The sequence below is a fragment of the Candidatus Bathyarchaeota archaeon genome (assembly GCA_026014585.1).
Classification (GTDB): Archaea; Thermoproteota; Bathyarchaeia; order Bathyarchaeales; family Bathycorpusculaceae; genus Bathycorpusculum.
The window spans coordinates 38028-64059 of record JAOZIA010000019.1; the positions used below are offsets into that span (position 1 = coordinate 38028).

The following is a 26032-nucleotide window of genomic DNA, read 5'->3' on the forward strand; positions in this document are numbered from 1 at the left end:
AAAAATTTTATGCCAACATTCTTTGAAAAAAAACAGCTTGTGACGCCTGGGGAATTGCTTGCAGAAGGCGAGTATCTGCCCGGCGAAAACACATACACTGAAGAAAACAAAATCTACGCGTCAAGAATAGGGCTTGTAGATACTGACAACAAAAGAGTAAATGTTGTCGCACTCCGCGCATTTTACATGCCAAAAGTTGGTGACATAGTGATTGGTTCAGTCACAGAAGTTGGATTTAACGGCTGGACAATAAATATAAAGTCACCCTACACGGCGTTGCTACGTGCATCAGACGTATTAAGCAGAGCTTTCAAGCCTCAAAGTGACGAGTTATCCGCAGTCTTAAACGCAGGCGACTTAATTGTTGCAAAAATCGCCTCATTTGACCGAGCACACGACCCACAATTAACCGTTGGAGAACCCGGACTTGGAAAAATCACCCGTGGGCAAATCCTGCATGTGACACCAACCAAGATTCCTCGTGTAATCGGAAGAAAAGGCTCAATGATTAGCATGATTAAGCAGGAGACAGGTTGTCAAATCATCCTTGGATTAAACGGTACAGTTCTCGTTACTGGAAAGAACCCTGAGGATGAGGAACTTGCGATTGCGGCGATACGTAAAATCGAGCAGGAATCTCACACAAGCGGTTTGACAGATCGTATCACTCAGCTATTGAAAGAAAGCAAAGTAACAGTTGAAGAAAATTTAGATGAAAAGAAAGTGGAGGAAACAAAAGATGAATGAAAAACCCGATAAATTAATCGACAAAAAAGGCATCAGGTCCGATGGCAGAAAAGCAGACGAATTACGACCTGTAAAAATTCAAGTCGGTGTACTGCCAAACGCTGACGGTTCAGCATACATTGAACACGGTAAAAACAAAATTTTAGCCGGATGCTTTGGACCACGAGAAGTACATCCAAAACACCTTATGCAACCAGACCGTATGGTTCTAAAGGTACGCTATCACATGGCACCCTTCTCAGTGCAGGAACGCAAATCACCCGCACCATCCAGAAGAGAAGTTGAACTCAGCAAAGTTATCCGTGAATCAATCGAGCCCGCACTGTTCCTTGAACTCTACCCAAGAACCGGAATCGACGTGTTCATTGAGGTACTTCAAGCTGACGGCGGAACAAGATGTGCAAGCATAACCGCAGCAGCCTTGGCAATTGCCGATGCAGGCATCCCAATGAAGGATTTGGTGGTTGCTTGTGCAGCAGGAAAAGTCGACGATACAGTCGTGCTTGACCTCTACGATGCAGAAGACAAACTGGGTGCCGCTGACGTGCCCGTGGCTTACATGCCAAACTTGGATGCAATCACACTGTTGCAGATGGACGGTAACCTTAAACCTGAAGAGTTTGAACAAGCCGTAAGCATGGCAATTGATGGATGCAAAGTAATCTATCAGATGCAAAAGGAAGCATTAAAAACCAAGTACATGGTTGTTAAGGAGGCTGAAGAGTAATGTCATCATTAATCACCAAAGTTAGACTACGCCAAATCGAAGGATTAATCGAACAAAGCAAACGCGCAAGCGAACGCGGAATGCAAGATTACCGAGACCTGCACATTGAGCAAGGATTAATCGAACGCGCAGAAGGCTCCGCAAAAGTAACCTTAGGAAAAACAGAGGTTTTGGTCGGCGTAAAAATCGAGACTGGCGAGCCATTCCCAGACACACCAAACAACGGAGTTCAAACAGTAAACGCTGAACTTGTTCCATTGGCATCACCAACTTATGAAACTGGTCCACCAGATGAGAACAGCATTGAACTTGCAAGAATCGTTGACCGCGGTATCAGAGAATCCAAAGCCATAAACACAGAAAAGCTCTGCATAATTCCAGGTCAGAAGGTTTTCGTGGTTTTCGTTGATGTTTATGTACTAAACTATGATGGGAACCTGATTGATGCTTCAGCATTAGCTGCAATGGCTGCATTGTTAAACACTAAAATGCAGAACTATGAAGTTAAAGATGGAGAAGTCAAATTCAAACAAGGCTACACTCCACTGCCCTTGCGTGATCATCCAATCACTGTGACAATCGGCAAAATCAAAGACACCCTAATAGTTGACCCAGACGCTGAAGAAGAACAGGTAATGGACAGCAGAATTTCAATTGCAATCAACGATGAAGGCGACATTTGCGCTATTCAGAAAGGCGGTTCTGGCTATTTCACACCAAAACAGATTTTAGAAGCCTCAAAGATTGCTCAACAAAAAGCAGCAGAAATGCGCAAGAAACTTGACTGGTGAAAAAGTTGTCGAAAACAAAGAAAGTAGGTCCAACTCGTGGATTAGGTGCACGTTACGGCTCTGCAGTCCGTAAACGTTACATAAAAGTAATGGTTGAATTCAAAAAACCCCATAGATGCCCACAATGTGGCTTTATGAGGGTTAGCCGTCAAAGCGTGGGCATTTGGAAATGCCGTAAATGCGACTTTACTTTTGCAGGCGGCGCATACACTCCAAACACGAAACTGGGCGCTATTGCACGCAGAGCAGCAGCTAAGGGCATTGTGGCAGAGGAAACTGCAAGACCCGTAGTAGCTGAAACGGCAACTGAAGAAAAAACCGAATAAACCAACCAGCTTTTCCTTTTTTAAATTTTTATATTTTTCATTAATCCTTATACCTTCAGGGTTCACCCTGAATGGCAACCTCAGCTAAAACAACCATACGTTTCAAACTCAAAAACCAAAAACAAGCTGCTACTTTGCTGAACGCTCTTGAACCCGAAGTAAATTCTCCGCTGAATAGGCGAACCAAAATCAGCTTGGCGGCAAAGGATGCTTTTCTGGTTTTGTCTGTGGAGGCAGAGGACACTGTGGCTTTGCGTGCAGCGTTGAATGCTTATCTGCGGTGGATTGGTTCAACGGTGAGCGTGTTGGAACTTGTTGAGCAAACGTAGCTTTATTCGTGGTGGTTGATGTTTTTTGCTACTGAGGGTTTGTTTGGCTTAATCGTTATGGGTTGGCAAAGGATGTATAGTTTCTTTTGTTGGTGTATCGTTGGTGTTGTTTGTTTAGTTTCTGTGTGGAACTTCCATTGTTCTGTTCTGTTTTTTGTTAACCTTACAAAAAGGTTGCTGTAACCTGATAAAAAATGATTTTTTATATAGTTTTTGTGTAAAAAATTTATAAGAGATGGCGCTACCTCTATAAAAGAAATTCGGAGAGCGGAATTATGCTTTTTCAGAACAAACTCATAGAAGGCGCCATTTTCGACATGGACGGCACAATGTTTGACACCGAAACACTACGCTTCAAAATGCTCAAACAAGCCTCCAAAGAAATCTACGGCCAAGAAATCTCAGACCAACTCTTATACAACTCCCTTGGAATAAGTGCTGTAACCGCTGAAAACCTCGCCAAAGAATGTTACGGCGATGATTACCCTTACAAAAAAATAAGGGCACGCGCAGACCAACTTGAACGCGGTTACGTACGGGAAAAAGGAGTTCCTGTAAAAGAAGGACTCTATAACCTGCTAGAACGCCTAAAGAAAAACGGCGTACTCATCGCATTGGCTACCAGCAGCAGAAGAGAAATCGCCGAGGAATACCTGATAAATGCGCGGGTACTGCGGTTTTTTGACATCACCGTATGCGGCGAAGAAGTGGAAAAAGGAAAACCTGACCCTGAAATATTTCTCAAAGCCGCAAATGAACTAAACTGCGAACCAGCTAATTGCATTATCATTGAAGACTCACGCAATGGTTTAATTGCAGCAAGTGCAGCAGGCGGAATACCCATATTCATAAAGGACATAAAAGAGCTTGACCCTGAATTTAAGGCGCTTGCGTACAAGTCATATGATAAAATGACAGATTTTCTGGATGAACTCAGCCAGCAGATGCCTAAAATGCCCATGCCCAGCCTCAACGAGCATTTCCCTCAAAGTTTAGGATACACTTTTGCGGGAATACATGGGTTTGGTGCGATAGGTGGTGGTTATCTTGCCCAGATTTTCTCGCATTGGGACGGATACACAAGACCTCGGCAGATAATTGGGGTTACATCTAATCGGTTTATGCGTCAGTTGATAAACTCTTTGGGCAAGTATCAGGTAAAATATGAGCGTCTTGCGCATTTCCAAAAAATTTCAAACGTGACAATAATAGATACCAATGATGAAGCTCAAGTAATTGAGATGTACAAGAAAGCGCAGATAGTGGGACTTTCTCTTCCAGAGCAAGCTATACGTTCTCAGGCAAAAGTGATTGCCAAAGGCTTAAAGGCACATTATGACAGCGGCAGGGAAGGGCTTACATTGCTTATTGTCATGAATAAAATTAACGCTGCAAAATTTGTTCGAAACCATGTTGAGAACGCACTCAAGTTACTGGTGGGTGAAGATGAAGCCAAAAAAATTGTGTCGTCTACTTACTTTACGGAAACTGTTGTTAACCGTATGGTGTCAAAGGTTCCTGACGAAACTATCCTTTCAATACTGGAAGTTAACCTGTATAAAATGCACAAAAACATTTTGGATTACTCAAAAAAGATGGCGGATGTCTTTGAAACCTCTAAAACTTACCTTTTAGAAAACAAAATTTCAAAACATACCAAAGCAAAAAACCAAACCAAAGTCACCGAGCAAGAAGCAAATATCGCTGACAACATTACCCCCATAGCCAAATTTGCCACTGAACTCTCCAGATTTAACGTTACCCTCTTTAGCAGCGAACCTGATATGCCCCTTTACGCCAGCAAAGGCAGCCCCATACTGGAACGGTTACGACAGGTAGTAACGGTTGAAGATATTCGGTCAATGCAGGAAATAAAAAATAAGCTGTCAAATGGAACACACGCAATAATAGCTTGGTACTCCGCGCTTTTGGGCTACAAAACCATTGGGCAAGGCATGGGTGACCCACGGGTTTCAAAACTTGCAGAAAGCATAATCAAACACGAAATCAAACCCGCACTACTAATTGAAAACCCCCATTCAAAACAATACATAACCTCCATAACCTACGATTTCCTTCAACGTTGCCGAGCATCCTTTAAAGACGAATGTGCCCGTGTCGGTAGAGACCCTATGAGAAAACTTCAACGAGGTGAACGCGTAATGGGTGCAATTCAACTTGCCAAAAAATACGACTTAAAAACCACTGGTTTAGAGTTTGGTGCTGCCTGCGGAATTATGTATTCGGTTTTATCTATTGACAAAAAAGATGTGGAAAGCCAGAGGATTCGGCAAATCTATCAAGAACGTGAATCGGTGATTGATGTTTTAACCTACAGTGATGAACATCATAAATCTCACTATGCGTTTTTGGACCCAAATAAGGACAAGGACTTAATTTTGAGAATAGAGAGCAACTTTGAGAAGTTAAAAAAGGAGTTAATTGCTTTAAGCAATGATTCTGCGGTATCTTTTTTTGCACCTCAAGCAGTAATCAAAACTTAGCAATTCACATTTTCTCTTTTTACACTATCTTTTTCATGTGATTGTTAATGGTTGACCATTGAATGTTATGGTTTTAATTGTATCTTCATTAACTTGAATTACATTGGCTGGTAACTCTGCATATCCTAGTTCAGGCGCAAGATTTTGCCCATCATGCATCATCCACCACAGAAAATTCACCAATTCATCTGCTATATCTTTAGTCATGTCGGGAATCACGTTGAGTTCTTGGTAAACAAGAGTGTACGTGAAACTAACTATGGGATAGGCTTGTGCATCTTGAGCGTTTAAAAGACTCACAGAGGACCAATTATCCTCTCCTGATGGCAGTCCACTTGAAGCACCTGATTCAACAGCTATCTGGGTTGATTGAAGAGATGGCGTAACCCAGTTTCCTGCAGGATTCTTTATTGCTGCTGCTGTCATATTATTTTCAATAACATAAGCTAACTCAACATAACCTATCGAGTTACGGTTTCCTTGAATGACTCCTGCAACTCCGGGGTTTCCGGTTGCTGCAAGACCAACAGGCCACTCAACCTTTTTTCCGCTGCCTATTGAATTGTTCCATTCGGGGCTTGTCTCGCTTAGGTAACTGGTGAATATGAAAGTGGTGCCTGACCCGTCTAAACGGTGAACCACGGTTATGTCGTTTGCTGGCAGCGTTAGGTTTGGGTTTAAGCTTTGAATGGCTTCATTGTTCCATTTTGTTATTTGACCCGAAAAAATGTCTGCGATAACTGTTCCAGTTAAATTAAGACCAGTTGAGATGCCTTCAATGTTGTATGCTACAGCTACAGCACCTGCTGTTTCAGGAATGTGGAGTGCATTTGGTGCTTTTGTGCGATCTGTATCACTTAGGGGGGCATCTGAACAGGCGAAGTCCACCGTTTTGTCTTGTAGCGCTGTTATTCCGTTGCTGCTGCCTACTGCGTCATAGGTGATTTGTACGTGGATGTTTGTGCTATGGTAGTTTGTTATAATTGCTGTTAGTAATGGGGCTGGAAAGGTGGCTCCTGAACCGCTTAGAGAAACGTTTGTTGAAGGCTGCGAAAAATAAAGATAACTTAAAGCAGTTGATAAAATTATTATTACAGAGATTGCTGCAACTGCTATTTTGGTGTTATTTTTCAGAAGAAGTTCCTTCCTCTATAGCTTGGTAGGTTACTTTGATATCTGAAACCTTTTATTGTTAATTTCTATATTTAATATAGACTATATAGCATATTTTTTTAAACTCTCAAGTAAGCGCTATCTCTGTGTTTCGTCCAGAAATCAATCAAAGGCTTCAATGCCGTGATGGCGTGCTATGAAGCTCCGCATAAAAACAATTATTGTCTTCATAGTCACTACAATTTGTTTGATTTTTCTGCTTCACTTTATATCTGAGGGCATAATCTTGAGTAATTTTGAGCAGCTTGAACAAACCCAAGCAAGTAATGTTCTGGGGCAACTTCAAGTTGGTTTAGCCAATGAGTTAAATTATTTTCAAAATAAAGCAAACAGTTGGGCTCAGAAAAATGACATTTATGATTTTATAAAAAACCAAAGCAGCACTTTTGATAAATCCTCTCAAACAATTAACCTATTAGTCAATTCAGGAGCTAATTATTTGCTGATATACGATTTAAAAGGCAACTTTGAAACTGGAATCGGCTTCAACTTGACAACATTTCAGCAAGAACCATTGCCCAGTGATCTCCTAACTGAAGTTTCAAATGATTCCGTAATCTGGAACCTAAATAACATGGACAGTACCATAACAGGTATCCTCCTAATCCACGATGAACCCTTAATTATTGCATCAAGCCTAATTCCGTCAAGTTTTCCCGATGAGCCTGCTGACCACTGTTTAGTTTTTGCTAGATATATTGATTCTGCAGTGCTTGCTTCTTTATCAAGAACTGTGCAGTCACCTGTAACTTTTGTGCTCTGTAGTGATTGGCAAGCTTCAAACAGTGACTCAGAATCCTCGGTTTTGCCCTTGACTTTTTCTAAACCTGTAAACTCCAGTTACATAGTTGCCTACAATGTTTTGAAAGACATTACGGGTGACCCCGCAGTTATTTTAACTGTTACCATGCCTAGAAGTGTTTACGTTCAAGGGGTAATCACGGTTAATTACATTGATAGGTTGCTTTTGGTAAGTTGTGTGGTGTTTAGTGCAGCTATATTATTGTTGCTTGAATTTTTGTTTCTTTCAAAATTAAGCAGGCTAAATGAGGCAGTAAGCAACATTACACTGCGTAATAACCTCTCTGAAAGACTACCAACCCACGGCGATGATGAAATAGAAACCCTTACAAAATCAATAAACAACATGCTCGGCGAAATCGAAGATAACACCAAAAAACTGCAAAAAGCCGAAAGATTCTCCGCAATCGGTGAGTTAGCAACAATGATTGCTCACGACCTCCGTAATCCCCTCCAAGGAATAGCTAATGCAATTTTTTACCTTAAAAGAAAAGCGAACCCCCAAACAACCGATAAAGAGAAAGCTGTGCTCAAAATTATTGAGGATGATGTTAAATATTCTGAGAAAATAGTCAAAGATTTGCTTGATTACTCCAAAGCTTACAGGCTGGACCTTAAGGAAGCTACTCCAAAGGAGCTTGTGTGGACGAGTCTTTCTTTGGTGGCTGTTCCAGAAAAAATTGTGCTCTCTGATTGCACAACCGATGAGCCTTTGGTAATGGTTGATAAAGATAGTGTCAAACGTGTGTTTGTGAATATTTTGTCCAATGCTGTTGATGCAATGTCTAATGGTGGAACTTTGAAAATTAGTTGTGAAGTGATTGATGGGTTTGCTTGTTTTATGTTTTCAGACACGGGCTTTGGTATGTCAAAAGAGACTCAGGAAAAACTCTTTCAAGCGTTATTTACAACAAAAGCAAAAGGTATGGGTTTTGGGTTATCAATCTGTAAAAGAATTATTGATGCTCACGGAGGAAAAATCATTGTTGAGAGTGCGGTAGGTGTGGGGTCAACCTTTAAAATTTGTCTTCCCCTCTATGATTATTCTCACAAATGATTGGTGAATAGGCCAAAGAGGCACTGTTTTTCTTTTAGCGTATTTGAGTTATGCCAAATAGGACGCGAATATCAGATAGGGAAGGTTTAAATAAATTATACCTCATTTCGTATATGCTTCAAGCTAAAAACGGAAGAAATTACATGTCAAGTCAGGAATTTCGTCACATAGTGCGTATTCTAGGTGCAGACTCAGCAGGCACACTAAAAGTTTCCTACGCCGTAACCAGCATAAAAGGCGTAAGTAGGAGTCTGTCAAACGCAATACTCAAAAAGGCAGGCATAAACCCTGACCTTCGAGCAGGATTCTTATCAGATTCAGAAATCACAAAAATTGAAGATATAGTCAAAGACCCCGCCAAATACAACATTCCCTCATGGATGTTTAACAGGCAAAAAGACGTTGAAACTGGAAAAGACATCCACATGCTAACTGCAGATTTAGCACTCAAAACCAAAAACGACATTGACCTAGCAAAATCAATCCGTTCATGGAGAGGCTACCGTCACGCATACAGCCTCAAAGTCCGTGGGCAAAGAACCAAAACTACCGGTCGCGCAGGCAAATCTTTAGGTGTCAAGAAGAAGACCATGGGTGCAAAAGAAGGAGGTAGATAAGCATGGGTGATCCAAAGAAACAACGTAAAAAGTTCGATACGCCCCGTTTCCAATGGCGTAAAGACATACTTCAAGAAGAACTCAAACTTTTAGGTCGATATGGCCTTCGCAACAAGCATGAGCTTTGGAGGCACAAGACCCTTCTGTCAAAAAGCAGAGGTATCGCACGTTCCCTCATCAGCAAAAGCACTGAAGAACGTGCAAAAATGGAAAATGAGCTTCTTGCAAAACTAAAGAAAAACGGCATTTTGCAAGAAATCGCCGTTCTCGATAACGTGCTTGACCTTTCCATTGAAGACATCATGGAGCGCAGGCTGCAAACCATCGTGTTCCGAAAAGGCTTAGCAAGAACAATCTTCCAAGCACGCCAACTCATAACTCACGGTCACGTATCCATCGGCGGCAAGCGTGTCACAATCCCTGGCTACATCGTTCCAAAAGATGAAGAGCCACAAATTGCTTATTCAGGGGAAAGCGCAGTTGCAAACCAAACCCACCCCTTGCGTTTGGGTTTAACAGTTGTTGCAAAGCAGCCTGAGATACGCCCGCCAAGTAGAGGAAGACGCGGAGGCGGACGATTCTGAGCACCACAAGTAAACGAAACGAGAAATGGGGCATAGTCCACATTTTCAGCTCCTACAACAACACTATGATTCACATAACCGACATATCCGGTGCAGAAACCATCGCAAGAACCAGCGGCGGAATGTTCGTCAAAGCAGACCGCATGGAATCATCACCCTACGCGGCAATGCGCGCATCCACAGCAGCAGCAGAAATAGCCCGAGACAAAGGCGTATCCGCAATCCACATCAAAGTCCGCGCTCCAGGCGGCAGTGGTCCAAGAACTCCTGGTCCAGGTGCACAGGCAGCCATTAGGGCACTGGCAAGGTTTGGTTTCCGTATTGAACGCATTGAGGAAGTCACACCGATTCCACATGACGGTACAAGACGACCTGGCGGTAGAAGAGGAAGAAGAGTTTAAGCTCTCCTCATTTATAATTATGGAGTGAATGCAAGTGAAAATTGAAGTCCTTGAAAAAAATGATATGAACCTGCGTATAATAGTAAAAGACGCAGAAGTACCACTTATGAACGCATTGCGGCGCATAGCACTTGCTGAAGTTCCATGCATGGCAATTGACGAGGTTGTCATGATAGAAAACTCCTCCATTTTGCAGGACGAAATCATCGCCCACCGATTAGGACTTACACCACTAAAAACCAGCTTGGAAACTTACAATCTGCCTGAAGAATGCAGTTGCCAAAACGAGTTCGGCTGTTCCCAATGCAGAGTAACCCTCACCTTGGATGCAGAAGCCAAAGACGGAACACGCACCGTTTACAGCGGCGAATTGGTTTCAGAAAACCCTGAAATCATACCTGTTTCTGACAAAATCCCAATTGTTAAACTGGCTAAAGGACAGAAACTAAAGCTTGAAGCCTACGCAAGACTTGGCAGAGGTAAAATCCACGCTAAATGGCAGCCTGTGTCAATGTGCACATACAAGTACTACCCAAAAATCACCACTCCAGAGCAAGAGTGCAGTGACTGCCAAAAATGTGTTGACATCTGCCCCAAGAAAGTATTAGAAATGAAAGGTAACAAAGTTGACGTGCGAGATTTGCTTGCTTGCACTTTATGCATGGACTGTGTTGAAGCATGCCCACAAAAGCCTTCTCCACTCAAAATAGAGTGGGAAAAGAACCAGTTCATAATGAACATCGAATCATCTGGCGTGCTTCCTCCAGAGAGAATCCTAAGTGAAGCAACAAAAATCCTTGGCAAGCAACTTGCTGAATTTATGGAACTAGTAAAGGTTGAAGAAAAGCAATGAGACAAACAGAAACCACAAACCCTGAATTAGTGCAATTAATTAAACAATTAAAGAAAGAGGGACGCGAGCAAGAAGCAGGCATCTGGCTGGACGTAGCAGAATACCTCTCTAAGTCACGTAGCCAACGCGTCGCAGTAAACCTCAGTGGTCTAAACCGCAACACTAAACGTGCAGAAGTAGTTGTTGTTCCAGGCAAACTCTTGGGTTCAGGTAGCATAGACCATTCAGTAACAGTTGCTTCATTTGGCATTTCTGAGAAAGCTAAGGCAAAACTTGAAGTTGCTAAAGCAAAATACTTATCAATTCCAGAGCTAATGGCTAAGAATCCTAAAGGCTCAAATGTAAAAATTATCCGGTGAACATAATGCAAACCCTAAAACCACGCAAAACAGTATTCGTTAACGCTGAAGGCTTAATAGTTGGCAGAATGCTCAGCCAAGTAGCCAAAAAACTGCTAAGCGGCGAAGAAGTCATCATACTTAACGCTGAAAAAGCCGTTTTCTCAGGCAAGAAAAAGAGCAAAGTTGCCGAAGCTAAAGAATTTCTTGAAGTCGGCGCTCCAGAGCGTGGACCATTCCATTACCGAAGACCAGACCGTATTCTCAAAAAAACCGCCCGTGGAATGTTGCCTTTTAAGCAGCCTAAAGGAAAAACTGCCTACAAACGCCTAAAGGTTTACATGGGTGTGCCACTGGAATTCAAAGACGTTAACATGATAACCTTTGATGTTGCACAAGCTTCAAAACTTAAGGGTCCCCATTTCACCCTGTCAGAGATGGCAAAAGAAATAGGATGGAACGAAGGTGCATAATTATGCCAGCAAAAAAAGTTTTAGTCGTTAGCGGAAAACGAAAAACCGCCAGCGCCCGCGCAGTCGTAAAGCAGGGCAACGGAAAAGTCAGAGTCAATCTGACACCAGTAGAAATCTACAGCCCAGACATCGCAAAAGCCAAAATCATGGAGCCACTGCTACAAGCAGGTTCTGATGTTTGGCATCAAGTAGACATGGACATCTCCGTTTCAGGCGGAGGATACATGGGACAAGCCGAAGCAGCAAGAATGGCAGTAGCCAACGCTCTTCTGAAATGGACCAAAAGCTCTCACCTACGCACAGTTTTCAGCGAATACGACCGTACAATGATTGTCGGAGACAGCCGAGCCAAAGAAACAAAGAAGTTCGGTGGACCAGGCGCAAGAACCAAGGAGCAAAAGAGCTACAGGTAAATTGGAGGCTTTGGCGTGATTATTCCTGTAAGATGTTTCACTTGCGGCAAACTGGTCGGCGACCAATGGGAAGAGTTCGCAAGAAGAATCAAAACAGGCGAAAACGCAGGCGACGTACTTGACAGCTTAGGAATCAAACGGTACTGTTGCAGACGCATGCTGCTTGCCAACGTTGAAATCGTGGATGAGGTTCTACGGTTCTACGAGGAAGCAGAAAAACGCAAAGAAGCCCACAACTTCTACTAAACCCCTTTCTTGTGTTTTCTTTTATTTCCTGTTTGTTAAATAATAAAAGCAACTTATTCTAACCTAAACAAGAAAACCATGTCTCAAAACTGGTTAACGACACTAAAATTCAATCCTATCCTAGCATTGACTATGTCAGGAGACAGCGCAGTTGAATATTTTACACGACGCGACCTCCTATGCGAACCAGTTGAACCAATAAGCAACTTGTGGAAACTTCCTAATGTTCAAAAGGTCTTCCAAAAACAGCAACCTGACGGTTCATGGAAACACAGCGGCAAAAATACCGTAACTTATCCCCAAAACCATGCATCACTGGTAGAAACATGGAAAACCCTCCGAATATTAGTTGAACACTACGAACTCACCCGCGAGCATGAAGGTGCAAGAAAAGCCGCTGAGTTCCTGTTTTCTTCCCAAACCAGTCAGGGCGACATCCGCGGCATGATTGCAAACCAGTATGCCACCTACTATACAGGTGCAATACTGGCGCTGCTCATAAAAATGGGTTACAGTGAAGACCCACGCATCGAGAAGGGGCTGGATTGGTTGCTTTTGATGCGGCAAACTGATGGCGGATGGACAATTCCCATCTTAACCCATAAATTTGATAAGCAAACATTCTATGATTTGACAAGCAAGTATGCCGAGCCTGTGGAGCCTGATTTGTCTAAGCCTTTTTCTCATAACTGGACCGACATGGTACTGCGCGCCTTTGCAGTGCACCCTCAATATCAACGCTCCCCTGACATTAGAAAGGCTGCGGATTTGCTCAAATCAAGCTTTTTCCAACCCGACTACTACACATCATATCAAGACGCGGACTACTGGGTGCGGTTTCTGTTCTGGTGGCCAAACCTCGTAACTGCGCTGGATTCGCTCTCCTTGATGGGGTACTCTAAAGATGACCCTGACATCGCGGCTGGGTTGAATTGGCTTGTGCAAAACCAGTTGCCCAATGGTTTGTGGAAGCTAAGCTATGCTAAAGGCGCCAAAGACAAAGCCAAAGATGCCGCTGACCAGTTATGGCTCACCTTAAAGATAACTAGAATATTCAAAAGGTTCAGCTAAACGTTTCTGTTTAGTTTGCAGTCTATTTGGAGCCTATTAGTCAAGGTATGTAGAAACGATAGGGAGAGGTCAACATTCCTATTAGGTTCCAAATAGTAATTCATTGCAGAATCTATGGGAGGGGTCTTAGAAGTCCAGAGGGAATGGTCCTATTAGATGATTTTCAATCCAAAAAGTAAGTGCGTGGTCTAAAAGTTTTAAAAAAAGTGGAAGGTTATTTACGGTTTGTCCGTAAACTGTTTTTTTATCCACTTTTGTAGTAGGTCAGATCTGAGCCTTATTGTTGGTTACGGCCCATCTAAGCCTGTCTTGTTTGGTGCAGATTCTTTCGCCGTTTTGAATCCACATCTCATGGCTTGGATGCTTCAACACTGTGCATGTTCAGCCCAATGAGGCAAAGTCTTGGTCTCGCACTAATTTTTCGCTGTTTTAATCAGTGCAATTCTGTGCCTCAATGCATTGCATCTAAAGCTTGCTCCCTGACCCGCAATAACCTGTTTGGTGTTTGCTTAGTATAAATATTGCGACATTTATGTAACAAAAAAGAACAAAACTGCACCATTTGAAACAATTAAAGAAAAAGCCCCAAAACAACTTTCACCTAAATTCCAGCTCTCAAAAAAGACTCTGCCCTTCAAGAGCTATCAAAACTGAGTTGCCAACAACGCTTCCCGCTCAATAATCAAATTAACTACTGCCTCTGCGCTGTCATTTTGGCTGGTGGCTTGGATTTCCTTATCAGTTATCCGAAAAGCCTGCAGTATATGCGCCTCTTTCTTAGAGGTTAATTCCAAAACTGACTCATCAGGCTGAACTCCAAAATACTCCACGATTTCCTTAAGCGCCAAAGCAGTCTTCTCTTGGCTTTCACCTAAAACGACAACGGCAACGTTTTTGGAATCCTCGCTGGCACCAATCTTTTCGATAGCCCTCTGAATCTGCCTTTGCATAGATGCGTAGAGCATGATTTCTACAGCGAGATTTTTGGAAATGTTAGTTTTTCCTTTGAATGCTTCAACTGCGTTTATGACTGCAAATTTTAGGTGCTGGTTTGTGGCAATTAGGTCAGCGTTAAAAAACTGAATTACGGTTTGACCATTTTGTTTACGATTCTCTTTAAGAAACTGCTCTGCAACCGTAAAGCTTACACCTCTAAACCCCGTGATTTCCGCGTATTTGCCATATTTTTCAAACGTGTGCTGCATTTTTTTCACTGTTACATGTCTGATAGCAGTTTTTCTGTGAGATGTTTAGGTAAGCCTGCCTTTATGAGTTTGCCAATTTCTGCTTTGACTGCGCGGCTGCTCTGGTTTGTTTGGATGATTTCTCGGATTGCTTCTTTAGTGTCCCAGGGAAAAACTATCCAGTTGTTGGTTTGTTTTTCAAAGTAATCGGGGGTTGTGATGCTGGTTTGTTTGTGGTATAGTGTGGCGATTTTTACTTCTTTAGCTCCCTGCTCGATGAGGTGGGTTTTGGCAAGTTTTAAGCTCTCCCCGCTATCTGAGATATCATCGACAAGCAACACCTTCTTGCCCTCAACACTACCGGTTACAGGTTGTTTTAGTTCGGGGATGTTTTCTGTTTTGGCAATACCAACGTAGTATTTTATTTGGATTGTGGCTATGTTGGGGTTTTCCAAGAGGTCAGAGAGGATTCTTGCGGGTACTAAGCCGCCTCTGCAGATGGCCACGATTAGGTCAGGTTGGAAGGTTTGGCGGATTTTTTGTGTTTGGCAGAGGAGCATTTCGTAGGTTTGGTTCCATGTTGGGACTTCGTATTGCTGGGGGTTGGGCATTTTTTGTTTGTCTCGCATGGTTGGAATTGGATTTAGGTTTATAAGTCTGTTCTGTCATCTTGTTTGGTGTCGGGAGAAAGGCGTATGCAGATATGTATCACAATTCGTAATATAGGTTATAAATGCTGCCAACCAGTTAGTTTTATGATGAAAAGGTGAATGAAATGAAAAATAATGGAGAAGAGGAGAAGATAAAACGCATCCTAACTGACCAAAAAATGGCGGCGATAAAAGCAATGCTCGAAAAAGACCACGCAATCGACTGCCTAATGCTGCTTGAAATGGGAAAAGGCAAATGGAAAGATGCAAAAGACTTCATGCGCGAAAACAGCCTCACCCTCAGCGACGGAACCTTCCGCGCAAGAATGATTGAAATCGAAGACCTAGGCTTAGCCAAAGGTGAACGCATCGACCCACTCAAAAAATACTACGTAAAAACCGAGTTGGGCGGGAAAGTCGCAAAGCTTCTCTTGGACTTTTTTGACAAGGTGGAAGCCTAGATTTAGGCGGTTAAGTGTAGTTTCGCTTAACTGTTGTACATTTTTCTTTTATTATGTTAAATTGGAAATTTTGTTGCTATTTTTATGGATTTTATTGTAGTTTTGTTGTACTAGTGTATAGTATTGTATCTTAAGTCATAATATTTAAAAGACAGGTTATTGCTCACTAGCTTACACAACCCACAAGGGAGGAAAAAACAAAAATGAACAACTACATAAGAAAAATAAAGAAAAACACAAAAGCACTCAGCCCCGTAGTAGCATCAATCATCCTCATCGCAGTCACTGTAGCAGTTAGTGTTGTCGTTGCAGCATGGATGGGTGGAATGACCATCGGTTTAATGGGTAATGCAGAACAGGTTTCAGTATCTAACGCTGTATTCACTGCAGATAACGTACTCACTTTGACTGTGCGCAATACTGGCGGTGCAACTGTAACACTTGACACAGCAACAATCGACGGAACCAGCGTTACATTAGCGGCAGCATCTGGGTATTCTTTGGATGTCACCAAAGGTAATTCTACACAAGTTACTTTAACTCTTGGCGGAAGCTCGACCTTCACTTCAGGTGCACAATACGAAGCCAGACTGACAACAACAAAAGGCACAACAATCGTCTACACTGCAACATACAACCCAATTTAACATCATAAACTTGTTTAGATATTTCGGGGTAAGGTGAAAAAAGTTTCACCTAATTTTTCCTTTTCTTCAAACAAAAAAATTAACAAAAAGGGGAACAAAAAATGGTCGTTGAAATAAAACAATACAACTCAGCACACGAAATAGCAGAAAACATAGACAACCAAATCAGCCAAACCAAAAGCATTCTAGGCGAGCAACTGCGCAAACTCGACGAAATCCGAATCATGGCAGAAAAATCCAAAAAAGTCCGCGAACTCGTCATGAAACTGGCCGGCAAAAAAAACCGTGACGATGGCGTCGGTGAAGTAACTGTAGGCTCCTTAACCATAGTTTTAGATGCCACACCCTTCCATGAACTAAGCGCAATAGAAGCCGTAGTAAGAAGCCACCAAGAACGCCTGCTAACCTTGCAGAAGGCACGCGAAGCACTCAAATGGCTAGACCAACTCGGAGACACCGAAGGCTTAAGCTACCTCGTTCTGGAATCAGACGCTGTTCCTGAACGCATACTATTTAACATGTAACTTTAAGGCAGGAACCAGCCATGAGCCAAGCACGAATCTTTGCACTAAGAACCACCGTGGTGGAAATTAAAAAACTGGAGCCTTGCCTGCAAAATATTTTTCTTTTTCAAAAAGACGGGCAAGTAATCGCTAAAGATGACCAAACCCGCGATGAACAAGTTAGGGCTTTAGCAGATTTTTTTGGAGCCTTGCTGAACCGTGCAGAAAACGTTGATGCCCTCACTGACTTATCACTTGCTGGCTCGAAGTCAACGCTCAATGTTTGCTGCATTGGCGACTTGTATGCTGGAACTGTTTTTTCTCGCGAAACAGACCAAAAAACTGTTAAAGCCCTAACCAAAATCACTCTGCCAACCATAATAAAACTGGTAGACCAAATCGCGCCAATCACCCAACTTCCTGTTTCGCAGGAACTGCCCCAAGAGAACTCTACACCGCAACCTGTGCAAGATTCAGTTAGTCTTCCTAAAGTGCCTGTTAACCAGTTTATTGTGGAAAAAATAGGTGGCTTGCTAACACCACAGGACACCGTGCGTGTTGACAGCATAACTGTGGAAGGCTGGTTTAACCTGTATAGTAATCAAGAAATCCGCGAAGTCAACTTGGAAAGCATAAGCGGGAAAATCACACGTTGCAAATTTAAATCCAACAAGAACCAAAAACAGCTCAGCGGTACAATTTTGGTTCCAGAAAAAATCATGTCAGCGCTAAAAGTTGGTAGGGGCGAGTTGGTTATGGTTGCACCTGTTGTAGAATTGGAGGCTCAAATGTGACACGAAAAGCCCAAAACCAAGCTGTTATCCTTGGGGAAACCCAAAAAATGAGTGAGAAAGTTATCGGTTATATTTTGCGAACGGAGTCCACTGCCAAAATCAACCTTGTCGAGTCTGACAAAATTGTTGACTACGCCATGTTTAATTCGCAGTTGATTGAATCCGCTCATGGCATGGCAGAAGCAATAGGCATCGACGGTGCAGATCAGGTGGTTGTTGCTGGGAAAAACATCAAAACCATCTGTAAAATCTCAGGCAAAACAAAAACTTGCGTTTTCATCAAAACTTAAGCGTCTATTAAAAAGACCCAACCTCTGTTTCTTTGGTTCTCACTTTTGGGGGTAAAATCTAAATGCAAGTTCCCAGTCAAATACTGTCAGTGAACATTAATGAGTATTAAAGAAGACCCAATTAAACTTCACAAAGACGCAAACGCCCTAATGGAAAACGGCAAATACGAAGAAGCACGCGAGCTTTTCGTAAAAGTTGCCGAACTCTACTATAAAGGTCAAAACTATTTTGGCGCTGCCGAAATGAACTATAAAGCAGGCGAATGCAGCCTATCTCTTAAAGAATATGAGAAGGGCGTTGAGCTTTTTACTAAATCCTCAGAAATCAGCTTTAACAAAGGTTTTGAACGCTACGGCATAAGCGCGCTTGAATCTGCACGGGAATGCCAAAAAGCCTTAGGGAATACTCAAGAAGTTGAAGCTATCACCAAAAAAATCGATGACTTCAACAAGAAACAGCAAGAACAAGACGAAGAAAGCAGTTTCTCAGTTTTCTCCTAAACCCTTTTTCATTTTTCAACATTTTTGGATTGGAAAATCATCCAAAGTTACCTGCCCCTCTTAGAGTTCTGTAGACCCCTCTATCATTTCTGCATAGATCAACTATTTGGAGCCTAATAGGCGGCAAATAGAAATGTTGCATATTACCTTTAGGTTGTTTGGGTTTTGTACCATTCGCCAAACTTACGCACCGAAGATGCCCGATGAGAAAAACCATTTTTCTCCTTAATGGTCATTTCCGCAAACGATTTCTCGCTGCTTTTAGGTTGGAAAATGGGATCAAAACCAAATCCTGACTTACCTGCTTCTTTCCGCTCGCTTGTGGTGATTTGTCCTTTGGATTCGCCCATAAAAACCATGGGTTCTGGGTTGTCAGTTTCACAGTAGGCTATGGCTGAGCGGAAGGTTGCCGTGCGGTTTTTTTCTTCAATCATAAGTTTGAGGATGCCGTGGTTGTGCAGGGTTTTGTAGACGTAGGCGGAATATGGACCTGGGAAACCTTCAAGTGTGTCAATGAAGAGTCCTGCGTCTTCCACGATGAGGGGCAGATGGCATCGGCTGAAGGCTTCTTTTGCACTGGCTTTGGTGATTTCTGCAATGCTATCATCTTGGATTTCGGCACCTTTCATTTTAAGCCAGCCAACTGTTACGCCTAACGGGGCAAGCAGACTGTGGACTTCTTGAAATTTGTGAACGTTGCCCGAAACAAAAAAGACCACTTTACCCTTCAATTTACACTCACTGCTTTCGTTCTTCAACATAACGTCCACGCCGTTCAATCTCTTTAATTTTCAAATAAACCTTTTCCGCTTGCTCGCCTAAAACCATCGAGTAACCACAGAAAACCCCCTCTAAGCATTCTTCCCAACACAGAAAATGGGTGCTTTGAAGTGCGCGCTTAAGCAAGTGTAAATCTACGCCCTTGGCTTCGACCTCAACGTTTTTTTCGCCAAGCCCAAAGTCTACAAAGAAAATTTTGCCCTCAGGAGTCAGAATCATGTTGGAGGTGGTTAGGTCGCCGTGGATTAGGTTGTTTTGGTGTAGTTTGCCGATTAATTCGCCGATTCGAGTGCAAAGCGCCTTGCGTTCGGCTTTGGGGAGGATGTTTAGGACTTGTTTGACTTGTTTGCCTTCTATGTATTCCATGATGATTGAGGCTTCGGGAACGTTTACCAAGTAAATCAGTGGTGTGGGTATGCCTGCGGTTTTTGCGTCATGTATCATTTGTGGTTCATGTACTGTGCGGTATGTGCGAATCTGCCTGTCAAGTTCGGCTGGGCGGTAACGTTTGGGAATGCGGGTTTTGATTATGACTTCTTTGCCTTCCAGTTCGGCTCGGTATAGGCTGGCTTCTGCGCCTTTCTTAAACAGCTTTACTGTATCCATGGCACATCCACCCTATCCACACGCCATCGCAACTTAACAAAACTCTCCTCAACAGGCGTCCGTAACCCATGTGTATAAGCCAACACGCCCGTCCACGCCACCATCGCACCATTATCAGTAGCAAACTTTAAGGGAACAACATGAAAAGACGCCTCATGCTCCCCCGCAATAACTGAGAGCATATCCTGCAGTCGCTTGTTTGCTGCAACCCCGCCTGTTAGCAAAACCTCTTGTTTCTCAGTGTGAGCCAGCGCCCGCTCAGTAACCTCGGTAACCATCGAAAACGCATGCTCCTGCAGGCTGTAACATAAATCCTCAATCCGCTCCCCCCTCTGTAACTGCGCAGTTGCCGCTGTCAACAATCCGCTAAGCGACAAATCCATGCCCTTAACCACATACGGCAGCGAAACCAGCTTTTTGCCCTCCAACGCCAACTTCTCCACCGCAGCGCCCAACGGTAGTCCCTTCTGGTTCTTCAATCCCGCTTCACGCGCAAAAACATCTAAGCAGTTTCCCAGTGCAATGTCGAGGGTTTCGCCAAAGACTCTGTAGCGCCCCGAAGTGTAAGCAGTTACCATAGTGTTTCCGCCTGACGCATACAGCGTGACGGGGTCGGTGACGCCTGTTTGAAGCTTTCCAATTTCTATGTGCGCCACAGAATGATTGATGCCGACCAATGGAACATTAAGATAAGATGCTAAAGCACGGGCTACAGTTGCGCCTGTTCGCAGACATGGTCCCAAGCCTGGACCCATAGAAAACGCCACAACCGCCAAATCCGAGGGTTTGATGCCTGCATCAGAGAATGCATCTTTGAGGACTTGGTCGGCTACTTCTGCGTGGTGACGCGCGGCTTCTCTTGGATGTATGCCGCCTTCCGTGGGGACGTAGCTGTCTTTGGCGTTTGCTAAGATGTCGCCCTGAAAATTGGCTATTCCAGCGCCGAAGTCATCCGCGGTGGATTCGATGCCTAAACAGTACTGCGGTGTTTTGGTCATGTTTTTCAGCTTTTTGTTCATGTGTTCCATGTTTTTAAAGGGGATAGATATTTTTATGTGAATCCAACGCTTATATCATTGTATTATTTGGAATGGGTTATAGAATGCCTAAACGTAATGACCTTGAACAGAAAGCACTCCACTACGTCGTTGGAACTGGTTATCAAGGTGTACTTCAATCTGACCTTTGGCGCGAACTCGGTGCAAGCAGCCGAGAAGGCTCACGTGTATCAATTAAACTTGAAGAAAAAGGCTTAATCCGTAGAGAAAAAGAACTCCAAGAAGGCAGATGGACCTACAGGCTCTACCCCAAACGTCTCCCAGCCTCAATCGAAACCATCAGCGACTGCCCCTGCCTACTATGCCCCGACAATGCACGATGCGACCCCACAACCACGATTTCACCTAAAAACTGCACCCGACTAACCGAGTGGATATTGAATCTGGGAAACGAGAAGCCCGCTGAAACTATGGAAACTGATGAAGTCTCCGAGGATGAAGAGGTTTCAAGCGAGCTTGATGAGCAAGAGGAAACTGTTGATGCCGAAAGCTTGGATTCAGAGTAGAAAAAACGAGTTTTATTATAAAAAAGCTAAAGCGGAAAATTACCGTTCCCGTTCCACCTACAAGCTGGTTCAGGCAAACGAGAAATACAATTTTATCGTACGAGGTGACATTGTTGTTGACCTTGGAGCTGCCCCTGGCGGCTGGATTCAGGCAGCAAGAAAAATGACAACCAAAACAGGCTTTGTTTTAGGTGTTGACTTAAAACCTATCGAGCCTTTCCCACAAGAGTACATCCGCACAATCATTGCCGATTTAACTGAACCCGGCATAGCTGAGCATATTCTTTCCTTTTTGCCTCGGAATCCTGATGTGGTACTCTCTGATGCCGCGCCAAACGTGACAGGCATTTGGGAAATGGACCATGCATGCCAAATTGATTTAGCAACTAAAGCTTTTGAAATTGCCCAAAAAATCCTAAAACCAAACGGCAACTTTTTTGTTAAAGTCTTCGAAGGTGCCTTACTAAACGAGTATATCCAAACGCTCAAACTGAATTTTGAGGAGATTAAACTGGTTAAACCCAAAGCCAGCCGCAGCCAGAGTTCAGAAATGTACATTTTAGCCACAGGACTAAAAACCTCAAAGCCCCCTGTGGAAGAGTAAACCTAAATTTAGCCCACCCTATTCTTCTGTTTAGGTGCGCACTTTGAAAATTATTTCAGCAGATTCCGCCGCTGCAATCCTTGATGAGCAGTTTGAGCCAAAATTTCTTGTTGCCTCAGCCGCGGTACTGGTTGAACCACCCTACCGTGAACCCAGCAGTCGAATAGCTGAACCCATATTTCGTGAAGTTGACACTGGCTTTGATGTCATTGTACATGAGGCAGAACTTTGCCGAAGCCTGCTTGACCAGAAACCCGCGGATGTGGTGCATTTAGACATGACTCTTGGCGGTGTTTCTATTGAGGAGCTTTCGCCTGTGGAGTTGGTGAATCTTAGGGCTTCTCGGACTGGCAGAAAAAATATCCTAAAAATTCTGCCTCGACTTCGTAGTGTTGCTGGTGAAATCAAACGTGTCCACGGTATCGATATGCTTGCGATTGGTAAAGAAAGTGTTGCTGTGCGGGTTGCGGAGTTGACGGCGGGCAGTGAGGCTATTTTGTTTGCGGTGCAGAGAGCCTTGGATATGGGTGAAACGGTTTTGTTGGGGTTGCCTACGCTTTGTCAGCCCAGATTTTCCAGTGGCAGAGTAGATTTGTGCTCGCTTATCGCGGCGGAGCATGATTTGCGGGGGTTTGCGCTGGATTGTGGGGGGATTCTGGGAAAGGTTAAATTGCTGGAAACGTTAAATCCGTGTGCACGAGGGTTCCGTGCCATTAAAATAGTGCCAACCTGTTGAGGAAAATAGTATGAATTTAATTCCAAAGTTTTGGATGACTGCATCATCAAAACGTAAGCGCATCTACTCAATCATGTTTATGTTCATATTATCTTTGCTGGTAACTATAGCTGGAACTTTTGTTCAAATAAGCCAAGAAGAAGCACAAGCCATAAACGACCAGCTTGATGAAATACGCGCTAGTGATACTTTGGCGTTGGACATTTTCGTTAACAACGTCGTTATTTGCTTGTTAATGTTTATTCCCGTGGTTGGTACGGCGGCAGGGCTTTTTGTGTTGTTTAGCACTGGCATAGCCATCAGCGCGCAGGCAAGTATGTTAGGGTATCCGCCACTTGTGGTTTTGTTAGCTTTAATGATAACGCCGATATTTTGGATTGAATTTGCCGCCTACTCAACAGGCTTAACTGAGGGTATCTGGCTTTTCCGTAGACTTTGGCAGCGGCGTTGGGGCGAATTAAAATGGTACGGTGTTATGATTGGAATCTGCGTGGCTTTGCTTGTGTTAGGTGCCATTGTGGAAGCTGTAATGATTCAAATGGTATAACTAACTATTTTTTGTTATCTCCAAGCTTATATCCAAAGCTTTCACGCTATGGGTTAGTGCGCCTAAACTGATAATGTTCACGGGTGCTTTAGCGTACTCTGCAATGTTTTGCTCATTAATGCCTCCACTCGCTTCCAATACGCCCAAAAAGCCTTCAGACACCAACAATTCGGCTGCCTCCCTAATTTGGTCAGGTGAAAAATTATCCAGCATGATAATGTCTGCGCCTGCCTTAGATGCTAAAACTGCATCCTCTTTGCTGGTAACTTCCACCTCAATTTTCTTGCTAAACGAAGCGTTCTGCTTGGCAAGTTGCACAGCTTTCTCCACACTGCCCACGATAGCAAGATGATTGTCTTTTATCAAAACCATGTCATCCAAATGCAGCCTATGCGCGTCACCTCCGCCGATAATGACTGCTTTTTTGTCAAAGTACAGCATGCCCGGCGCGGATTTGCGGGTTGCAGCGATTTTCACGTTTGGGTTTATGGCGTTGATTTTTTGGGTTAGGGTTTTTGTTTTGGTGGCGATTCCGCTCATGCGTGACATAATGTTTAGCAGGGTGCGTTCTATTGTGAGAATGGTTTGTGCGTTCCCAGAACTTTCCAGCAAAACCTGTTTGTTAACTACGTCTTGTCCATCAGCTACGTTTGCTTTAACTTTTAATCCCACATACTCTGCCAGCACAACTGCTTCCTCAACACCTGCAACCACGCCTGCTTCTTTGGCGATTACTTCTGCTTTAACCTGTAAGTCTTTGGGAATCACGGCTGAAACCGTTACGTCTCCCAGTCCGATGTCTTGTGTTAGTATTTGGCTGAGTTTTTCTTCCAAAATTTTTCTGGGAACAAACATACCTATGGTTTGTTGTCTTAACCTTAAAACAGTTACTTTTGCTTTTGGCAGATAGAAACCAAAATATGGTTAAAAGCGTACTTTGTAGGCTATGCGACTGATGTTTAGCTGTTCAGAACTGGGGTTAGGACACGTTACACGCATAATCCCCCTAGGAAAGCAGCTAGAAACACGCGGTCACGAACTCCATTTCTACAGTGGCGGCAAAGCCTACGAACTTTTAAAAGAACAGTTTAAAAATGCCTATCACTGTGCGCCCATTTCTTGGTATGAGAATGCGCATGGCATAATCACTTCTGCTTCGCTCATCAACATCCTGTTTCCTTTGCCACTGTTTAACCCTGAAACAAACAGGCTCGAACTCAAAAGCAGCAACGCCATGGAAACCATCCACCGCTACTACGAACTACGCGAAAAAATCCGCCAATTCAAACCCGACCTGCTCATCGCTGACGGAGACATCAACGCATTACGTTTGGCAGAAAGATGGAAAATTCCCTCACTCTACATTGAAAACATGATACGCCCCAGCTTGGGCTTTAATACGTTTCTTAACCCAGGCGAACGCATAGTGGAGCGTTACGTGAAGAACTGCACAAAAATTGTAATTCCAGATGTGGCGCCGCCAAACACGATTTCTTCCTACAACATCGGCGACTTGTCTCAGGTTGGGGTTCAAGACAAAACCGAGTTTATCGGTCCATTTATGGATACAAAGTATGTGGAGGGTGCTGAGGAGCATATTTTTGCGCCAATTAGTGGTCCAAGCGGAACCCGCGCAAGACTTGCCAACATAATTTTGCCTGTTCTGCAGAAGGCTAAAACAAAAAGTATCGTAAGTCTTGGTGACCCCAGCAAAAAAGTCTCAGTGCAAGTTGGAAACTGTACAATTTACACTTGGCTTTCCCGTGAGGAACGTGCAGAGGCTATGTGGAATGCGAAAATGGTGATTTTCAGTGGGGGGCACATGACCTGTTTTGAAACCGTCAAGTATGCTAAACCAAGCATTTGCATTCCCACGCAGCCCGAGCAGTTGGCAAACGCGGCTAAACTACAAGACCTAAACTGTTCCGTGCTGGCTAAAAACCAAAAACAGCTATCTCAAGCTATAGCAAAAATCGAGGCTAACCAGGAAACCTACAACCAAAGCGTCATGAACCTAAACAGGTTCGCCAGCAAATACGACGGGTTAAGCCGAGCAGTAGAAATAATTGAGCACATGCTGGATTAAGGCTTTAGTTTTACCTGTTTTATTTCGCCATCGGGGGTTTCTTCTTCAAACACTATGCCTTTGAAACGGTAAATTTTTGTGTTTTTGTTTAGCCACCTGTCTGGGGGCACGCCTGCTTTTAGGCAACATTGACACAAAAACTCTTCCTCACACCAGCACCACTCCACTGGAACTTGAGGCAAAAGCAACCCCTTATAGAAACCGCTCTCAACAATCAAACCGTCTTCTCCTACTTTGATTTTGTTTAGGTACTCTTTGGGGTTTTCAACTTGGATTTGTTCTGGTGGCGTGAGCACACTAACCTCAAAAACCACTTTGTCGAGCTCTTTGGCTTGCATGGGTTCAAAACGTGGGTCTTCTGTGGCAGCGTTAATGGCTGAGTCAATAACGGCTTGTACCAGTGGCTCAGTTGGGTACGGGTACCCGATGCATCCGCGTAACTCTTTTTCTTTATTGTGTAGTGTGTTGATGGTTACAAAGACGCCGCATGGAACTTTTAGGTTCTCTGAGATGTATACGGGCGGTTTGAGGGTTTTGTGGTTTTGCAGGTACTCTGTAACGGTTTCTCTTGCTAATTCGACAAGAAATTTTCCATCTTCTAAGGTTAACTCAAACGGCACAGTACTCA

General features: G+C 43.5%; 35 protein-coding genes. 27 read left to right on the forward strand and 8 right to left on the reverse strand.

Annotated elements, in window-relative coordinates:
• Positions 1-9 precede the first annotated feature (9 nt).
• The 6 genes from rrp4 (at position 10) to NWF01_06305 (ending at position 5424) form a co-directional block, all read left to right on the forward strand.
• Positions 10-747: an exosome complex RNA-binding protein Rrp4 gene (gene rrp4 / locus NWF01_06280; protein ID MCW4024626.1), complete on the forward strand. Its 738-nt coding sequence runs from the start codon at positions 10-12 to the stop codon at positions 745-747.
• Positions 740-1474, forward strand: coding sequence for an exosome complex exonuclease Rrp41 (gene rrp41 / locus NWF01_06285; protein ID MCW4024627.1), 735 nt, complete (start codon positions 740-742; stop codon positions 1472-1474). Before rrp4 ends, rrp41 begins: the two co-directional genes overlap by 8 nt.
• Positions 1474-2265 carry an exosome complex protein Rrp42 gene (rrp42, locus tag NWF01_06290; GenBank protein MCW4024628.1) on the forward strand — a complete coding sequence of 264 codons (792 nt, stop codon included), beginning with the start codon at positions 1474-1476 and terminating at the stop codon, positions 2263-2265. The genes rrp41 and rrp42 overlap by 1 nt, the downstream gene beginning before the upstream one ends.
• Before the next feature lie 5 nt (positions 2266-2270).
• Positions 2271-2591, forward strand: coding sequence for a 50S ribosomal protein L37ae (locus NWF01_06295; protein MCW4024629.1), 321 nt, complete (start codon positions 2271-2273; stop codon positions 2589-2591).
• Positions 2592-2662: 71 nt separating this feature from the next.
• Positions 2663-2920 (forward strand): KEOPS complex subunit Pcc1, encoded by a 258-nt coding sequence (locus tag NWF01_06300; protein ID MCW4024630.1) that lies wholly within the window; start codon positions 2663-2665, stop codon positions 2918-2920.
• A 275-nt stretch (positions 2921-3195) separates the two neighbouring features.
• Entirely contained in the window at positions 3196-5424 is a 2229-nt protein-coding gene (locus NWF01_06305) for an HAD-IA family hydrolase (protein MCW4024631.1), read from the forward strand.
• A gap of 33 nt (positions 5425-5457) precedes the next feature.
• Here NWF01_06305 and pstS read toward each other — a convergent pair whose 3' ends face one another.
• The gene (pstS, locus tag NWF01_06310) at positions 5458-6510 is read right to left on the reverse strand and encodes a phosphate ABC transporter substrate-binding protein PstS (protein MCW4024632.1); all 1053 of its coding nucleotides are present in this window, start codon (positions 6508-6510) and stop codon (positions 5458-5460) included.
• 313 nt (positions 6511-6823) lie between these two features.
• On the opposite strand from pstS, the gene NWF01_06315 reads away from it, so the two are divergent.
• The 10 genes from NWF01_06315 (at position 6824) to NWF01_06360 (ending at position 13451) form a co-directional block, all read left to right on the forward strand.
• The gene (locus NWF01_06315) at positions 6824-8455 is read left to right on the forward strand and encodes an ATP-binding protein (protein ID MCW4024633.1); all 1632 of its coding nucleotides are present in this window, start codon (positions 6824-6826) and stop codon (positions 8453-8455) included.
• Between the two features lie 143 nt (positions 8456-8598).
• Positions 8599-9072, forward strand: a complete 474-nt coding sequence (locus NWF01_06320) for a 30S ribosomal protein S13 (GenBank protein MCW4024634.1) — start codon at positions 8599-8601, stop codon at positions 9070-9072.
• A gap of 2 nt (positions 9073-9074) precedes the next feature.
• Positions 9075-9656 (forward strand): 30S ribosomal protein S4, encoded by a 582-nt coding sequence (locus NWF01_06325; protein ID MCW4024635.1) that lies wholly within the window; start codon positions 9075-9077, stop codon positions 9654-9656.
• Entirely contained in the window at positions 9653-10057 is a 405-nt protein-coding gene (locus NWF01_06330; protein ID MCW4024636.1) for a 30S ribosomal protein S11, read from the forward strand. The genes NWF01_06325 and NWF01_06330 overlap by 4 nt, the downstream gene beginning before the upstream one ends.
• Before the next feature lie 34 nt (positions 10058-10091).
• On the forward strand, positions 10092-10910 hold the full coding sequence (locus NWF01_06335) for a DNA-directed RNA polymerase subunit D (protein MCW4024637.1): 819 nt from the start codon (positions 10092-10094) through the stop codon (positions 10908-10910).
• Entirely contained in the window at positions 10907-11269 is a 363-nt protein-coding gene (locus tag NWF01_06340) for a 50S ribosomal protein L18e (protein MCW4024638.1), read from the forward strand. Before NWF01_06335 ends, NWF01_06340 begins: the two co-directional genes overlap by 4 nt.
• A 5-nt stretch (positions 11270-11274) precedes the next feature.
• On the forward strand, positions 11275-11721 hold the full coding sequence (gene rplM, locus NWF01_06345) for a 50S ribosomal protein L13 (protein MCW4024639.1): 447 nt from the start codon (positions 11275-11277) through the stop codon (positions 11719-11721).
• A gap of 2 nt (positions 11722-11723) precedes the next feature.
• On the forward strand, positions 11724-12134 hold the full coding sequence (locus NWF01_06350) for a 30S ribosomal protein S9 (protein MCW4024640.1): 411 nt from the start codon (positions 11724-11726) through the stop codon (positions 12132-12134).
• A gap of 15 nt (positions 12135-12149) precedes the next feature.
• Entirely contained in the window at positions 12150-12380 is a 231-nt protein-coding gene (locus tag NWF01_06355; protein MCW4024641.1) for a DNA-directed RNA polymerase subunit N, read from the forward strand.
• A 78-nt stretch (positions 12381-12458) separates the two neighbouring features.
• Positions 12459-13451 (forward strand): hypothetical protein, encoded by a 993-nt coding sequence (locus NWF01_06360; GenBank protein ID MCW4024642.1) that lies wholly within the window; start codon positions 12459-12461, stop codon positions 13449-13451.
• A gap of 644 nt (positions 13452-14095) precedes the next feature.
• Here NWF01_06360 and cgi121 read toward each other — a convergent pair.
• Together cgi121 and NWF01_06370 are read right to left on the reverse strand one after the other, a co-directional pair.
• Positions 14096-14656, reverse strand: a complete 561-nt coding sequence (gene cgi121 / locus NWF01_06365) for a KEOPS complex subunit Cgi121 (protein MCW4024643.1) — start codon at positions 14654-14656, stop codon at positions 14096-14098.
• Positions 14657-14667: 11 nt separating this feature from the next.
• Entirely contained in the window at positions 14668-15246 is a 579-nt protein-coding gene (locus NWF01_06370) for a phosphoribosyltransferase (protein MCW4024644.1), read from the reverse strand.
• Positions 15247-15410: 164 nt separating this feature from the next.
• Between NWF01_06370 and NWF01_06375 the strand changes: the two genes are divergently transcribed.
• The 6 genes from NWF01_06375 to NWF01_06400 all read left to right on the forward strand — a co-directional run bounded on the left by NWF01_06375 (position 15411) and on the right by NWF01_06400 (position 18481).
• Positions 15411-15746: a hypothetical protein gene (locus NWF01_06375; protein MCW4024645.1), complete on the forward strand. Its 336-nt coding sequence runs from the start codon at positions 15411-15413 to the stop codon at positions 15744-15746.
• Positions 15747-15949: 203 nt separating this feature from the next.
• A complete protein-coding gene (locus NWF01_06380) occupies positions 15950-16393 on the forward strand; it encodes a hypothetical protein (protein ID MCW4024646.1) in 444 nt (147 codons plus the stop codon).
• Between the two features lie 101 nt (positions 16394-16494).
• Positions 16495-16917, forward strand: a complete 423-nt coding sequence (locus NWF01_06385; protein MCW4024647.1) for a hypothetical protein — start codon at positions 16495-16497, stop codon at positions 16915-16917.
• Between the two features lie 20 nt (positions 16918-16937).
• Positions 16938-17690 carry a hypothetical protein gene (locus NWF01_06390; protein MCW4024648.1) on the forward strand — a complete coding sequence of 251 codons (753 nt, stop codon included), beginning with the start codon at positions 16938-16940 and terminating at the stop codon, positions 17688-17690.
• A complete protein-coding gene (locus tag NWF01_06395) occupies positions 17687-17980 on the forward strand; it encodes a hypothetical protein (protein ID MCW4024649.1) in 294 nt (97 codons plus the stop codon). The genes NWF01_06390 and NWF01_06395 overlap by 4 nt, the downstream gene beginning before the upstream one ends.
• Positions 17981-18079: 99 nt before the next feature.
• Positions 18080-18481, forward strand: coding sequence for a tetratricopeptide repeat protein (locus NWF01_06400; protein ID MCW4024650.1), 402 nt, complete (start codon positions 18080-18082; stop codon positions 18479-18481).
• A 149-nt stretch (positions 18482-18630) separates the two neighbouring features.
• Here NWF01_06400 and NWF01_06405 read toward each other — a convergent pair whose 3' ends face one another.
• Genes NWF01_06405 through kae1 form a run of 3 tightly spaced genes read right to left on the reverse strand, consistent with a single transcriptional unit; the run spans position 18631 to position 20886 of the window.
• Positions 18631-19212 carry an XTP/dITP diphosphatase gene (locus NWF01_06405; protein MCW4024651.1) on the reverse strand — a complete coding sequence of 194 codons (582 nt, stop codon included), beginning with the start codon at positions 19210-19212 and terminating at the stop codon, positions 18631-18633.
• A gap of 7 nt (positions 19213-19219) precedes the next feature.
• Positions 19220-19867: a KEOPS complex kinase/ATPase Bud32 gene (locus NWF01_06410; protein ID MCW4024652.1), complete on the reverse strand. Its 648-nt coding sequence runs from the start codon at positions 19865-19867 to the stop codon at positions 19220-19222.
• Complete coding sequence (gene kae1 / locus NWF01_06415; GenBank protein MCW4024653.1) at positions 19855-20886, reverse strand: KEOPS complex N(6)-L-threonylcarbamoyladenine synthase Kae1; 1032 nt, start codon at positions 20884-20886, stop codon at positions 19855-19857. Before kae1 ends, NWF01_06410 begins: the two co-directional genes overlap by 13 nt.
• Before the next feature lie 83 nt (positions 20887-20969).
• On the opposite strand from kae1, the gene NWF01_06420 reads away from it, so the two are divergent.
• The 4 genes from NWF01_06420 to NWF01_06435 are packed head-to-tail and all read left to right on the forward strand — an operon-like array spanning position 20970 to position 23318.
• The gene (locus tag NWF01_06420; protein ID MCW4024654.1) at positions 20970-21431 is read left to right on the forward strand and encodes a transcriptional regulator; all 462 of its coding nucleotides are present in this window, start codon (positions 20970-20972) and stop codon (positions 21429-21431) included.
• Complete coding sequence (locus NWF01_06425; GenBank protein ID MCW4024655.1) at positions 21406-22035, forward strand: RlmE family RNA methyltransferase; 630 nt, start codon at positions 21406-21408, stop codon at positions 22033-22035. Before NWF01_06420 ends, NWF01_06425 begins: the two co-directional genes overlap by 26 nt.
• Before the next feature lie 43 nt (positions 22036-22078).
• Complete coding sequence (locus NWF01_06430) at positions 22079-22771, forward strand: DUF4152 family protein (GenBank protein ID MCW4024656.1); 693 nt, start codon at positions 22079-22081, stop codon at positions 22769-22771.
• Positions 22772-22781: 10 nt separating this feature from the next.
• Entirely contained in the window at positions 22782-23318 is a 537-nt protein-coding gene (locus NWF01_06435) for a stage II sporulation protein M (protein MCW4024657.1), read from the forward strand.
• On the opposite strand, the gene nadC is transcribed toward NWF01_06435, so the two are convergent.
• The gene (nadC, locus tag NWF01_06440) at positions 23319-24152 is read right to left on the reverse strand and encodes a carboxylating nicotinate-nucleotide diphosphorylase (protein MCW4024658.1); all 834 of its coding nucleotides are present in this window, start codon (positions 24150-24152) and stop codon (positions 23319-23321) included.
• 121 nt (positions 24153-24273) lie between these two features.
• On the opposite strand from nadC, the gene NWF01_06445 reads away from it, so the two are divergent.
• Entirely contained in the window at positions 24274-25404 is a 1131-nt protein-coding gene (locus NWF01_06445) for a hypothetical protein (GenBank protein MCW4024659.1), read from the forward strand.
• Here the strand turns inward: NWF01_06445 and NWF01_06450 are convergent.
• Positions 25401-26024, reverse strand: a complete 624-nt coding sequence (locus NWF01_06450; protein ID MCW4024660.1) for a TIGR00296 family protein — start codon at positions 26022-26024, stop codon at positions 25401-25403. The two genes, NWF01_06445 and NWF01_06450, sit on opposite strands and share 4 nt — an antisense overlap.
• Positions 26025-26032 lie beyond the last annotated feature (8 nt).

What these genes read in the sequence shown, in the direction of transcription:
- rrp4 (MCW4024626.1), top strand. Translation starts at nt 10, where the DNA reads ATGCCAACATTCTTTGAAAAAAAACAGCTTGTGACGCCTGGGGAATTG.
- rrp41 (MCW4024627.1), top strand. Translation starts at nt 740, where the DNA reads ATGAATGAAAAACCCGATAAATTAATCGACAAAAAAGGCATCAGGTCC.
- rrp42 (MCW4024628.1), top strand. Translation starts at nt 1,474, where the DNA reads ATGTCATCATTAATCACCAAAGTTAGACTACGCCAAATCGAAGGATTA.
- NWF01_06300 (MCW4024630.1), top strand. Translation starts at nt 2,663, where the DNA reads ATGGCAACCTCAGCTAAAACAACCATACGTTTCAAACTCAAAAACCAA.
- NWF01_06305 (MCW4024631.1), top strand. Translation starts at nt 3,196, where the DNA reads ATGCTTTTTCAGAACAAACTCATAGAAGGCGCCATTTTCGACATGGAC.
- NWF01_06320 (MCW4024634.1), top strand. Translation starts at nt 8,599, where the DNA reads ATGTCAAGTCAGGAATTTCGTCACATAGTGCGTATTCTAGGTGCAGAC.
- NWF01_06325 (MCW4024635.1), top strand. Translation starts at nt 9,075, where the DNA reads ATGGGTGATCCAAAGAAACAACGTAAAAAGTTCGATACGCCCCGTTTC.
- NWF01_06340 (MCW4024638.1), top strand. Translation starts at nt 10,907, where the DNA reads ATGAGACAAACAGAAACCACAAACCCTGAATTAGTGCAATTAATTAAA.
- rplM (MCW4024639.1), top strand. Translation starts at nt 11,275, where the DNA reads ATGCAAACCCTAAAACCACGCAAAACAGTATTCGTTAACGCTGAAGGC.
- NWF01_06350 (MCW4024640.1), top strand. Translation starts at nt 11,724, where the DNA reads ATGCCAGCAAAAAAAGTTTTAGTCGTTAGCGGAAAACGAAAAACCGCC.
- NWF01_06360 (MCW4024642.1), top strand. Translation starts at nt 12,459, where the DNA reads ATGTCTCAAAACTGGTTAACGACACTAAAATTCAATCCTATCCTAGCA.
- cgi121 (MCW4024643.1), bottom strand. Translation starts at nt 14,656, where the DNA reads ATGCAGCACACGTTTGAAAAATATGGCAAATACGCGGAAATCACGGGG.
- NWF01_06370 (MCW4024644.1), bottom strand. Translation starts at nt 15,246, where the DNA reads ATGCCCAACCCCCAGCAATACGAAGTCCCAACATGGAACCAAACCTAC.
- NWF01_06375 (MCW4024645.1), top strand. Translation starts at nt 15,411, where the DNA reads ATGAAAAATAATGGAGAAGAGGAGAAGATAAAACGCATCCTAACTGAC.
- NWF01_06380 (MCW4024646.1), top strand. Translation starts at nt 15,950, where the DNA reads ATGAACAACTACATAAGAAAAATAAAGAAAAACACAAAAGCACTCAGC.
- NWF01_06385 (MCW4024647.1), top strand. Translation starts at nt 16,495, where the DNA reads ATGGTCGTTGAAATAAAACAATACAACTCAGCACACGAAATAGCAGAA.
- NWF01_06390 (MCW4024648.1), top strand. Translation starts at nt 16,938, where the DNA reads ATGAGCCAAGCACGAATCTTTGCACTAAGAACCACCGTGGTGGAAATT.
- NWF01_06400 (MCW4024650.1), top strand. Translation starts at nt 18,080, where the DNA reads ATGAGTATTAAAGAAGACCCAATTAAACTTCACAAAGACGCAAACGCC.
- NWF01_06410 (MCW4024652.1), bottom strand. Translation starts at nt 19,867, where the DNA reads ATGGATACAGTAAAGCTGTTTAAGAAAGGCGCAGAAGCCAGCCTATAC.
- kae1 (MCW4024653.1), bottom strand. Translation starts at nt 20,886, where the DNA reads ATGAACAAAAAGCTGAAAAACATGACCAAAACACCGCAGTACTGTTTA.
- NWF01_06420 (MCW4024654.1), top strand. Translation starts at nt 20,970, where the DNA reads ATGCCTAAACGTAATGACCTTGAACAGAAAGCACTCCACTACGTCGTT.
- NWF01_06425 (MCW4024655.1), top strand. Translation starts at nt 21,406, where the DNA reads ATGCCGAAAGCTTGGATTCAGAGTAGAAAAAACGAGTTTTATTATAAA.
- NWF01_06435 (MCW4024657.1), top strand. Translation starts at nt 22,782, where the DNA reads ATGAATTTAATTCCAAAGTTTTGGATGACTGCATCATCAAAACGTAAG.
- NWF01_06445 (MCW4024659.1), top strand. Translation starts at nt 24,274, where the DNA reads ATGTTTAGCTGTTCAGAACTGGGGTTAGGACACGTTACACGCATAATC.